Genomic DNA, 11,863 nt, shown 5'->3' with positions numbered 1-11,863 from the left:
CCGCGCACGTCCCGAGCTTACAAGGTTTACCGCCCGCGCTGCGGGGTCGCCCGGATGGCAAGCGGTGTCATTGGATGCTCGCTGCCATGGTGGCCCTGATGGCCTGCATCGGCAGCGCGCAGGCAGAGGATGGCTACGCGATGTGGATGCGCTATGTACCGCTCGATGCTCCGCTTGCCGCCGTCTACCGCACACAGCTGGCCGAGGTGGTGGCGCCTGATCACACACCGACCCAGCGTGCCGCGCGCGAAGAGCTGGAGCGTGGCCTGGCCGGACTGCTTGGCAGCGCCCCGCCCATGCGGGTTGCGGCGGCCACCGGCCCTGCCGTGGTGCTGGGTACGCCGCAGTCATCGCCGTTGATCGCGCCGTTCGGCGAGCAGATTGCATCGCTGGGCGGGGAGGGCTACCTGCTCAAGCGTACGCGTCTGGGTGGGCACGATGTGGTGCTGGTGGCCGCTCGCACGGATATCGGCATGCTGTACGGCACGTTCCATCTGCTGCGCCTGCTGCAGGCCGGCACGGCACTGGACACCCTTGCGGTGCGCGAATCGCCGCAGCTCGGTCGGCGCGTACTCAACCACTGGGACGACCTGGACGGCCATGTGGAACGCGGCTATGCAGGCCGCTCGCTGTGGGAGTGGCAGACCCTGCCGGAATGGCGGGACCCGCGCTATACCGACTACGCACGGGCCAACGCGTCGGTGGGCATCAACGGCACGGTGCTGAACAACGTGAATGCCAGCGCGCAGAGCCTGACACCGGAGTATCTGGACAAGGCAGCGGCGCTGGCCGACCTGTTCCGGCCCTACGGCATCCGCGTCTACCTGAGCGCGCGCTTCAGCGCGCCGATCGAGCTGGGCGGGCTGGAAACCGCCGACCCCCTCGACCCGGCGGTACGACGTTGGTGGCGGGACAAGGCCGCAGAGATCTACAGCCGCATTCCGGATTTTGGCGGCCTGCTGGTGAAGGCCAATTCGGAAGGCCAGCCCGGCCCGCAGGACTACGGTCGTTCTCATGCCGACGGCGCCAATCTGCTGGCCGATGCGCTGGCCCCGTACGGCGGCGTGGTGATGTGGCGCGCCTTCGTCTATGCGCACGACGTTCCTGCAGACCGTGCCACGCAGGCCTTTACCGAATTTGCCGGCCTGGATGGCGGCTTCCGCCCGAACGTGATCCTGCAGGTAAAGAACGGGCCGATCGATTTCCAGCCGCGGGAGCCGTTCCATCCGCTGTTCGGTGCCATGCCGCGTACCCCGCTGATGATGGAGGTCCAGATCACCAAAGAGTATCTCGGCTTCGCCACGCACCTGGTGTATCTGGGGCCGCTGTACGAGGAAGTACTGCACGCCGATACCCATGCACGCGACAGACGTTCCACCGTGGCGCAACGCCTGACGGGCATGGCCGGCGTCGCGAATATCGGCAACGATCGCACCTGGAGTGGATCGCACTTCGACCAGGCCAACTGGTACACCTTCGGCCGTCTTTCGTGGAATCCCGCGCAGTCCGCCGCCGACATCGCGGCGGAGTGGGCGGCGATGACGTTCTCCCCGGATCGCGAGGTGGTAGAGCCCATCGTCGGCATGATGATGGGCTCGCGCGAGGCGGCGGTGAACTACATGACCCCGCTAGGCCTGCATCACCTGATGGCACGCGGACACCACCATGGCCCCGGTCCTTGGGTGGACGGCGGTCCGCGCGCGGACTGGACGTCGGTGTACTACCACCGCGCCGACCGCGATGGCATCGGCTTTGACCGCACGGCGCGCGGCAGCAATGCGGTGGCCCAGTACGCGCCGCACGTGGCACGCCGCTACGGTGACCTGCAGCAGGTTCCCGAATCGCTGCTGCTGTGGTTCCACCACCTGCCATGGGACCACCGCATGGCGTCCGGCCAGACACTGTGGGACGAACTGGTCCGGCGCTATGCGCAGGGCGTGCGCGGAGTCGAGGACATGCAGAGCACCTGGGCAGGCCTGCGCGGCAGGGTGGATGCACAACGCTACGCGCAGGTTGAAGCGTTCCTGCGCATCCAGCGCCGCCAAGCACAGTGGTGGCGCGACGCCAGCGTGGCGTACTTCCAGTCGGTCAGCGGCCGCCCCTTGCCGGTGGGAGAGGCCGCGCCACCGCATCCGCTGGCGTGGTACCAGGCCCTGCAGTCTCCGTCTGCGCCGGGAGATGGCCGATGAGCCGGGCAGCGTGGAGGGGCTGGCTGCTGGCGATCACGCTGGGCTGCTGCGCAGGGCCCGCACCGGCGCAGCACACGATGGCGCCATTGCTGCATCCGCTGTTCCAGGATCACGCCGTCCTGCAGCGGGACCAGCCGGTTCCGGTCTGGGGGACCGCCGCTTCGGGCGTCACGGTCCGGGTGGAGCTGGCCGGCCGGACAGCCACCACCCGCGCCGATGACAGCGGCCACTGGCAGGCCGTGCTGCCGCCGCTGGCGGCAGGCGGCCCGTACGAGCTGGCGATCCGGGCCGGGGATGCCATCCAGGTCGTGCGCGATGTGCTGATGGGCGATGTCTGGCTGTGTTCCGGGCAGTCGAACATGGAACTTCCGGTCTGGCGCGCGCTCGACGCAGCCAGCGAAATCGCTGCCGCCACGCAGCCGATGATCCGCCTGTTCACCGTGCCAAAGGCAGCGGCCGTTTCGCCACGACGGGAGTTTGCAGGACCCGTTGCCTGGCACCCCGCGTCGCCGGATACCGTGCGCGACTTTTCCGCTGCCTGCTTCTACTTCGCACGCGAGCTGCAGAAGACCGTCGCGGTACCGATGGGGCTGATCCAAGCGGCGTGGGGCGGTTCCCGCATCGAGGCATGGACCAGCGCCTCTGCCCTGCGCCGACAGGGCGGCATGGACCCGGCGCTGGACGTACTGGCGCTGTACGCAACCGATCCGATGGCCGCCAACGCCCGATGGGGTCAACACTGGCAGCAGTGGTGGTCCGCGCACACGGGCGCGGGCGCCGATGAAGGCCCATGGCAGCCCGCGGCAGATCGCACTGGCTGGCAGCAAGCGCCGTCCCTGCTGGGGGCATGGGAGCACTGGGGCGTGCCTGCGCTTTCCCGCTACAACGGCATGGTCTGGTACCGCAGCCAGGTGACCCTGACCGTGGCACAGGCAGGGCAGGGCGCACGCCTTGAACTGGGGGCGGTGGATGAGACGGACATGACCTGGGTGAACGGCGTGGCCGTGGGCAGCGAGAACGCGCCCGGTTCGGCGCGGTCCTATGCGCTGCCAGCCGGCTTGCTGAAGGCTGGCGCCAACACGGTGGTGATCAATGTGCTGGATACCTATGGCGATGGCGGCCTGGCAGGCCCTGCAAGCGCCCACGCGGTGGTGCTGGACGATGGCACGCGCCTGGTGCTGGACGCACCGTGGCAGTACCAGCCAGCGCCCACCGCACAGGCCCCGCCGCTGGCGCCGTGGCATGCCGCCACGGGCGTGTCGACGCTCCACAACGGCATGATTGCCCCACTGGGCCAGCCTGGGCTGCGCGGAATGCTGTGGTACCAGGGCGAATCCAATACCGGCGACGCCGCGGCCTATGCGGCACGCCTGCGCGGCCTGCGCGCTGACTGGCGCGGGCGGTTCGGTGCGCAGACGCCCTTGCTGGTGGTGCAGCTGGCCGGTTATGGCCAACCGCCCGAGACACCGGCGGAAAGCGGCTGGGCACAGGTCCGCGAGGCGCAGCGGCGGGTCGTGGCAGAAGACCCGCACGCCGGCCTCGCACTGGCGATCGACATCGGCGACGCCTACGACATCCATCCGCCCAACAAACAGGAACTGGGCCGGCGCCTGGCGCGCGTGGCACGCCACGTCGTCTACGGCGAGCGCGCGATCGCCCCGTCCGGCCCGACCGCACGCACGGCATCGCGTACTCCTGCGGGGATACGGATCGCCTTCGATGATGTCACCGGCGCCCTGGCCACCACCGGTGCCAACGGACCCATCGGCTTCGAACTGTGCGATGCGCAGGCGCGGCAATGCACTTATGCGGAAGCGCTGCTGGACGGCCATGACGTGGTGCTGCGCAGCCCGCAGCCAGTACCCGGCGCGCGCGTGCGCTACTGCTGGGCCGATGGCCCGATCTGCACGCTGCGCGATCGCAGCGGGGCACCGGCCGGACCCTTCGAACTGTCCCTCGACGCTGCGGAGATTCCATGATGCTGACGCGCCTGCTGCTCGCCACGATGATCCTGTTGTCAGCCGCTGCGACGCCGCCGCTGCGGGCTGCGCCACCGGTTCATTTCGACTGGTTCGAGTACACCGGTCGTGACGTTGCCTTCGAAGCGCCCCTGCCACCCGGGCACTACCGCAACCCGATCCTCGCCGGCTTCCACGCCGACCCCAGCATCACCGGTGCGAACGGCCGCTTCTACCTGGTCAATTCCAGCTTCACCTACTTCCCCGGTATCCCCGTTTTCGAGAGTGTGGACCTGGTGCACTGGAAGCAGATCGGCAACGTCATCGACCGCCCGACGCAGCTGGATTTCGATGGCCTGGGCGTGTCGCGTGGCATCTTCGCTCCGGCGATTTCGTACCACGACGGCCTGTTCCATGTGGTCACCACCGCAGTGGACAGTGGCGGCAACTTCATTGCTACCGCGAGCGATCCTGCCGGGCCGTGGTCAGACCCGCACTGGCTGCCGGGCGTGGAGGGCATCGATCCATCGCTGTTCTTCGACGACGACGGCCGCGTCTACCTGCTGAACAATGACGTGCCGCCCGGTCCGCCGCGCTACGAGGGCCACCGTGCGATCTGGATGCAGCAGATCGACATGGACAACTACGCGCCGATGGGCCCGCGCAAGGTGCTGATCGATGGCGGCGTGGAGCCGGCGAAGAACCCGATCTGGATCGAAGGACCGCACCTGTACAAACGCGAGGGCTGGTATTACCTGTCCGATGCAGAGGGCGGCACCGGGCCGCAGCATTCGCAGGTGGTGCTGCGCAGCCGTGATGTCTGGGGACCTTATGTCCCGTATGCGGGCAACCCCATCCTGACCCAGCGCGACCTGCCGGAGGACCGGCCGCTGCCGATCACCAATGCCGGCCATGCGGACCTTGTGGAGGGACCGGATGGGTCGTGGTGGGCGGTGTTCCTTGCCAGCCGCAACTATGCCAAGCGCCACTACAACACGGGGCGGGAGACCTACCTGCTGCCGGTACGATGGCGCGATGGCTGGCCGGTGGTCCTGCCAGCCAACCAGGCCATTCCGTATGCGCTCAAGGCACCGTCATGGATGCAGGGCGATGCGTCGCAGGCACCGTTCACCGGCAATTTCGTCGATCGCGATGAGTTCGATGCGCCGACGCTGGGCAGCGGCTGGCTGCGCGTGCGTGTGCCCAAGCAACCATGGGCGGACCTGCGCGAGCGCCCCGGCGCGCTGACCGTGCACCCGCTGGCGGAGGACCTGGACACGCTGCGCAATCCCGCCTTCCTGGGCCGACGCCAGCAGCACCTGCGCTTCGAGGCCAGCACCGCGATGAGCCGCCCGGCAGCAGGCGTGGCGGCTGGATTGGCTGCGTTCCAGAGTGAGGCGTACTGGTATTTCCTTGGCGTGCGCCGCCTCGGCGGTGATCGCGTGACGGTCTTCCTGGAAGGACGCGACGGCGGCGGGACGACGCGGCTGCTGGCCAGCCGCGACGTGGACGCGAGCGCTTCACTGCGGCTGAAGATCACCGGTGATGAAGCCCGCTATGCCTTTGCATTCGACAGCGGCGACGGGCACGGCTGGCAGACCCTCGCAGGCGAGGTGGATGGAACGGTATTGAGTACTGATCGCGCAGGCGGCTTCGTGGGCGCTCTGCTGGGACCATTCGCACGCGATGAGCGTGCCTTGAGGAGTAAATGATGACGCGCACGCCCCGGCTCCATCCCCCGATGTTCCGCACGCTGGCGCTGTGCGCCGCCATCGCCTTGAGCAGCGTCGGCCAGGCGGCCGAAACCCAGCCCTGGCGCGACACCTCGGCGAGCTTTGAAAGCCGCGCCGCCGCGCTGGTGGCCCGGATGACCCTGGAGGAAAAAGCGGCGCAGATGCAGAACGCCGCGCCCGCCATCGAGCGCCTCAGCGTTCCCGCCTACGACTGGTGGAACGAAGGGCTGCACGGGGTGGCACGCGCAGGGCAGGCGACGGTGTTCCCGCAGGCCATCGGACTGGCCGCCACCTTCGACGTGCCGCTGGTGCGCGAAGTGGCCACCACCATCAGTGACGAAGCGCGGGCCAAGCATCACCAGTTCGTCCGCGAAGGGTCACATGGCCGCTACCAGGGGCTGACCTACTGGTCGCCGAACATCAACATCTTCCGCGACCCACGCTGGGGCCGCGGCCAGGAAACCTACGGCGAAGACCCGTACCTCACCGCGCGCATGGGCGTGGCCTTCGTGCACGGACTGCAGGGCGACGACCCGGTGTACCGCAAGCTGGATGCCACGGCCAAGCACCTGGCCGTGCACAGCGGGCCGGAGGCCGACCGCCACCACTTCGATGCCCGCCCCAGCAAGCGCGATCTGTATGACACCTACCTGCCGGCCTTCGAGGCGCTGGTGAAGGAGGGGCAGGTGGATGCGGTGATGGGCGCTTACAACCGCGTGTACGGCGAGTCCGCCAGCGCCAGCCGCTTCCTGCTGCGCGATGTGCTGCGCCGTGACTGGGGATTCAAGGGTTACGTGGTGTCCGACTGCTGGGCCATCGTGGATATCTGGAAGCATCACAAAATCGTTCCCAGCCGTGAAGCCGCCGCGGCATTGGCGGTCAAGAACGGTACCGAACTGGAGTGTGGCCAGGAGTACGCCACGCTGCCTGCCGCGGTACGGCAAGGGCTGATCACGGAAGCAGAAATCGACGATGCGGTGACCCGGCTGTTCACCGCGCGGATGCGACTGGGCATGTTCGACCCGGCCGAACGGGTGCGCTGGGCGCGGATCCCCGCATCGGTGAACCAGGCCCCGGCGCACGATGCGCTGGCCTTGAAGGCCGCGCAGGAATCGCTGGTACTGCTGAAGAACGAAGGCGTGCTGCCGCTGTCACGCGACCTCAAGCGCATCGCCGTGGTCGGCCCCACCGCCGATGACACCATGGCACTGCTCGGCAACTACTTCGGCACCCCGGCCGCACCGGTGACCGTCCTGCAGGGAATACGCGGTGCAGCGAAGGGCATCGAGGTGCGCTACGCACGCGGCGTGGACCTGGTCGAAGGGCGCGACGATCCCAATGCCACCCCGCTGATCGAAGCGGCCTACCTGCGGCCGTCGGCCGACTCGCCGGAACGGGGCCTGCGCGGGGAGTACTTCCGCACAGCCGATCTGTCCGGCACGCCGGCCCTGGTGCGCACCGACGCCCAGATCGGCTTCCGCTGGGATCGCGGTTCACCGACCGACAACCTGCTGGCCCGCGGTGAAGCCGCACCGGGGCAGGGCATTCCCAGCGATGGTTTCAGCATCCGCTGGAGTGGCGAACTGATGCCGCCGGTGTCTGGCCGCTACCGCATAGAAGCAGCCGCCGACGACGGCTACCGCCTGTACATCGATGGCAAGCGGGTACTGGACCGGTGGGGTGACAGCGATCGCCTGCAGGGCGATGGCGTGGAACTGGACCTGCAGGCCGGACGCGCCTACGCGCTGAAGCTTGAATACTTCGATGCCGAGCGCGATGCCGGCGTGCGGCTGGGCTGGCGCATGCCCGGAGCGAAGCCGCCCTTCGAGGAAGCAGTGGACGCAGCCCGCGAAGCGGACGTGGTGGTGTTTGTCGGCGGGCTGACCGGCGATGTGGAAGGCGAAGAAATGAAGGTCAACTACCCCGGTTTCGCCGGCGGTGACCGTACCGATCTGCGCCTGCCCGCACCGCAGCGTGCACTGCTGGAAGCGCTGCATGCCACCGGCAAGCCGGTGGTGATGGTGCTGACCGGCGGCTCCGCGCTGGCCGTGGATTGGGCCGATACGAATGTGCCGGCAATCCTGATGAGCTGGTACCCCGGGCAACGTGGTGGCACCGCCGTAGGCCAGGCCCTGTTTGGCGACGTCAACCCCGGCGGACGCCTTCCGGTCACCTTCTACAAGGCGGACCAGGCGATGCCGGCGTTCGATGATTACACGATGGAAGGACGCACCTACCGCTATTTCCGTGGCGCCCCGCTGTATCCGTTTGGACACGGGCTGTCCTACACCCGGTTCGACTACGGCACGCTGCAGCTCGATTCCGCCCGCATCGGCGACGACGGGACGCTCAAGGTGCAGGTCGAGATAATCAACGCCGGCAAGCGCCCGGGTGATGAAGTCGTGCAGTTGTATGTGCGGCGCATGCAGGCACAACCCGACGATGCCCAGCAGGAGCTGCGCGGCTTCCAGCGTGTCCACCTGGCCCCGGGCGAACGCCGAACGGTCACCTTTGATCTGCAGGCGAAGGACGCCCTGCGCCAGTACGACGAGGTCCGTGCGGCGTATGCCGTGCCGGCCGGGTCCTACGAGGCGAGGGTAGGGAGCTCCAGCACCGACATCCGTGCGACCGGCAGGTTCACCGTGGAGGCCGGCCGTGACTGATGCAGGCAGCGCGGCAAACACCGAACACACGCTGTCGATCCGGGAAAAGCTCGGCTACAGCCTGGGCGATCTCGCAGCGAACCTGATCTTCCAGACGCTGATCACCTACCTGGCGTTCTTCTACACCGACGTATACCGGCTTCCGCCCGCCACCGCCGCAACGATCATCTTCGTGATCGGTGTGCTCGGCGCGTTCGTGTTCACGCCGCTGATCGGCATTGCCGCCGATCGCACGGTCAGCCGCTGGGGCAAGTTCCGGCCGTGGATCCTGTGGACGGCGATCCCGTTCGGGGTGTTGTCCTTGCTCGCCTTCAGCACGCCGGACCTGGGGCCCCGCGCGAAGATCGTCTACGCCGTGGCCACCTACGGCCTGCTGATGCTGGTGTACGCGGCCAACAACCTGCCGTACTCCGCGCTCAGCGGGGTGCTTACCGGCAGCATGGCCCAGCGCAACAGCCTGTCAGCCTACCGCTTCGTGGCGGTGATGATCGCGCAGTTCATCATCCAGGTGCTGCTGTTGCCGCTGGTGCTGATCCTCGGTGATGGCGATCGCATGCTGGGCTTTGAGCGGGTCATGACGGTGTTCGCGGTGGTGGGCACGCTGTTCTTCCTGACCACCTTCGCCACCACGCGCGAACGCATCGTTCCGGCCCGGGAACAGACCGCCGGCGTACTGCAGGACCTGTCCGACCTGCTGCGCAACCGGCCGTGGAAGGTGATGCTGCTGCTGACCATCCTGGTGTTCGTCAACCTGGCCCTGAAGGGCGGCACCTACATCTACTATTTCCAGTACTACATGCGAGATGCCGCGCTGGCGGGCTTCCTCGACAGCTCCGGTTTCAACGCTTTCATCGGTGGATTGAACGCAACGCTGAGCAGGTGGGGCCTGGCCGGATTCACCTGGCCGGAAGACCCGGCGACCTCGGCCTTCAGCCTGTTCAATGCGTGCGGCATCCTCTGCATGATCCTGGGCATTGGCGTCTCACGCCGGCTTGCCGACCGCTTTGGCAAGCGGGATGTCTTCGGTGGCGCGCTGCTGGTTTGCACGCTGTTCCTGCTGGCGTTCTACTTCTTTCCGCCCACCGCAGTCGGCGTGGCCTTCATCGCCTTCATGCTGCATGGGTTCTGCTACGGCATCACCATCCCGCTGCTGTGGGCGATGATCGCCGACGTCGCAGACTATTCGGAGTGGAAGAACCATCGCCGCGCCACCGCGATCGTGTTCTCCGCGATGCTGTGCGGCCTGAAGATCGGCCTGAGCATTGGCGGTGCGCTGGTCGCGGGGATCCTCGCGCACCATGGCTACCAGGCTGGCGCGGAACAGCAACCGCAGGCGGTGGTGGACGGCATCCGTCTTACGGTCAGCGTCTACTGCTCGATCCCTTTCCTGCTCGCGGTGGCGCTGCTGTTCCTGTATGAGATCGACAAGCGCATGGAGAACCGGATCGAGCAGGAGCTGCTGCAGCGCCGGCAGACCGGCAACCTTGACCAGCTGGCGGCGCGTGCGATCTCCCAGCCCGTGCTGAGCCACCTTTACACGGCAGATCCGTCCGCCCACGTGTTCGAAGGGCGGCTGTATATCTATCCCTCGCACGACATCGACAGCGGTGCTCCGTTCGATGACGAGGGCGGTCACTTCGGGATGGAGGACTACCACGTGCTGCGGATGGATACGCCCGCTGGCGAGGCCATCGACTGCGGCATCGCGCTGCATGTGCGCGACGTGCCCTGGGCCAGCCGGCAGATGTGGGCGCCGGACGCGGCAAGCCGTGATGGCCGCTACTACCTCTATTTCCCCGCCAAGGATGCGCAGCGCATGTTCCGCATCGGCGTGGCGGTAGGGGATCGTCCGGAGGGCCCGTTCACTGCCGACGCAGAGGCGATGGAGGGCACGTACTCAATCGACCCGGCGGTGTTCGAGGACGACGACGGCACGCATTACCTGTACTTCGGTGGCATCTGGGGGGGGCAGCTGCAGAAGTACCGTGACAACCGCTTCGATGCGGCGCACGAGGAGCCCACCGGCGATGCGCCTGCATTGGGGCCACGCGTTGGTCGGCTGGAAGCAGGCATGACCCAGCTTGCCGAGCCCACACGGGAAATCGTGATCCTGGATGAGCACGGACTGCCGCTGCGCGCCGATGACCATGCGCGCCGCTTCTTCGAAGGCCCCTGGCTGCACAAGTACCAAGGCCGGTATTACCTGTCGTACTCCACCGGTGATACGCACCTTCTGTGCTACGCAACGGGCGAAAGTCCGTATGGACCGTTCACCTATGGCGGGGTGATCCTCAAGCCAGTGGTGGGCTGGACCACGCACCATTCCATCTGCGCATTCGAGGGGCAGTGGTATCTGTTCTACCACGATGCCTTGGCGTCTGGCGGGGTCACCCACCTGCGCTCGGTCAAGTGCACGCCGCTGCACATGGAAGCCGATGGCAGCATCCGCACCATCGACCCTTATGGCGCTTGAGGCTAGTTCACCGCTGGATGATGCGCATGCGCCGCTGGCAGGTGGCCAGCTGCATTGGCTGCGGGCGGGCAGGGTGGCGATCGCGCTCGCTCCTGAAGCCGGCGGACGGATCGCGCAGATGCGGTACGACGACGTGGACTGGCTGGTAGGCGAGTGCGAGGGCAGGGCGGCTGTGATCGGCTGGGGGTGCTACCCGATGGTGCCCTGGGCTGGGCGCATCCGGCGTGGGCGCTTCAGCTTTGATGGCAAGGATTTCGTGCTGCCTGCGAACCTTGGGGCGCATGCGATCCATGGGGTGGGATTCACACGGCCCTGGCAGATCGATCATCTCGATGCGGCCACCGCCACGCTGTCACTGGCGCTTCCCGAGGACCGGCACTGGCCGTTTGGAGGCGTTGCGACACAGGCTGTCCGCGTGCTGCCCGATGGGCTCGACCTGCGACTTGCCGTGCAGGCCGGCGACAGGGCAATGCCTGCCGTGATCGGCTGGCATCCGTGGTTTCGCAAGCCGGATCAGCTGCTGTTTTCGCCGCGTGCGATGTATCCGCGGGACGGGGAGGGCATCGCCACGCTGCCTTGTGTCAGCCCAGTGCCTGGGCCGTGGGATGACTGCTTCATCAACCAGGCTGAGGTGACGCTGGAATATGCGGGGCAGCGGCTGCGGCTGCGAGCGGATACGGACCACTGGGTGGTGTATGACGGGGCTGCGCACGCGAGTTGTCTGGAACCGCAGACGGGTCCGCCTGATGGGTTCACGTTGCTGCCGAGGCGGTTGGTGGCAGGGGAGCGGCTGGAGTTGAGGTTTGGTTTGAGGTGGGAGAGCGAGATACCGCGATGATCCTGCTTG

The 11,863-nt window shown here is 67.3% G+C and carries 6 protein-coding genes and 1 pseudogene; all 7 read left to right on the top strand.

From position 1 onward, the window contains the following. Positions 1-74 precede the first annotated feature (74 nt). The 7 genes and pseudogenes from SOM47_RS10810 (at position 75) to SOM47_RS10780 (ending at position 11,854) form a co-directional block, all read left to right on the top strand. Positions 75-2,189 (top strand): alpha-glucuronidase family glycosyl hydrolase, encoded by a 2,115-nt coding sequence (locus tag SOM47_RS10810; RefSeq protein WP_320505540.1) that lies wholly within the window; start codon positions 75-77, stop codon positions 2,187-2,189. Beyond that, a complete protein-coding gene (locus tag SOM47_RS10805) occupies positions 2,186-4,168 on the top strand; it encodes a sialate O-acetylesterase (RefSeq protein ID WP_414715791.1) in 1,983 nt (660 codons plus the stop codon). Before SOM47_RS10810 ends, SOM47_RS10805 begins: the two co-directional genes overlap by 4 nt. After that, positions 4,165-5,859 carry a glycoside hydrolase family 43 protein gene (locus SOM47_RS10800; RefSeq protein WP_320505539.1) on the top strand — a complete coding sequence of 565 codons (1,695 nt, stop codon included), beginning with the start codon at positions 4,165-4,167 and terminating at the stop codon, positions 5,857-5,859. The genes SOM47_RS10805 and SOM47_RS10800 overlap by 4 nt, the downstream gene beginning before the upstream one ends. Before the next feature lie 29 nt (positions 5,860-5,888). After that, positions 5,889-8,543 carry a glycoside hydrolase family 3 protein gene (locus tag SOM47_RS10795; RefSeq protein WP_320505650.1) on the top strand — a complete coding sequence of 885 codons (2,655 nt, stop codon included), beginning with the start codon at positions 5,889-5,891 and terminating at the stop codon, positions 8,541-8,543. Further along, positions 8,536-10,026 (top strand): annotated as a pseudogene (locus SOM47_RS10790) (MFS transporter); the annotation flags it as partial. The gene SOM47_RS10795 and the pseudogene SOM47_RS10790, both read left to right, overlap by 8 nt. After that, positions 10,000-11,016 carry a glycoside hydrolase family 43 protein gene (locus SOM47_RS10785; protein ID WP_320505649.1) on the top strand — a complete coding sequence of 339 codons (1,017 nt, stop codon included), beginning with the start codon at positions 10,000-10,002 and terminating at the stop codon, positions 11,014-11,016. The pseudogene SOM47_RS10790 and the gene SOM47_RS10785, both read left to right, overlap by 27 nt. Beyond that, positions 11,006-11,854 carry an aldose epimerase family protein gene (locus SOM47_RS10780; protein ID WP_414715796.1) on the top strand — a complete coding sequence of 283 codons (849 nt, stop codon included), beginning with the start codon at positions 11,006-11,008 and terminating at the stop codon, positions 11,852-11,854. Before SOM47_RS10785 ends, SOM47_RS10780 begins: the two co-directional genes overlap by 11 nt. Positions 11,855-11,863: the final 9 nt, after the last annotated feature.

This window comes from Stenotrophomonas sp. CFBP8980, from assembly GCF_034046095.1.
Classification (GTDB): Bacteria; Pseudomonadota; Gammaproteobacteria; order Xanthomonadales; family Xanthomonadaceae; genus Stenotrophomonas; species Stenotrophomonas lacuserhaii.
Note: the sequence above shows the minus strand (reverse complement) of the source record. Positions and strands in the feature narration are given on the sequence as shown.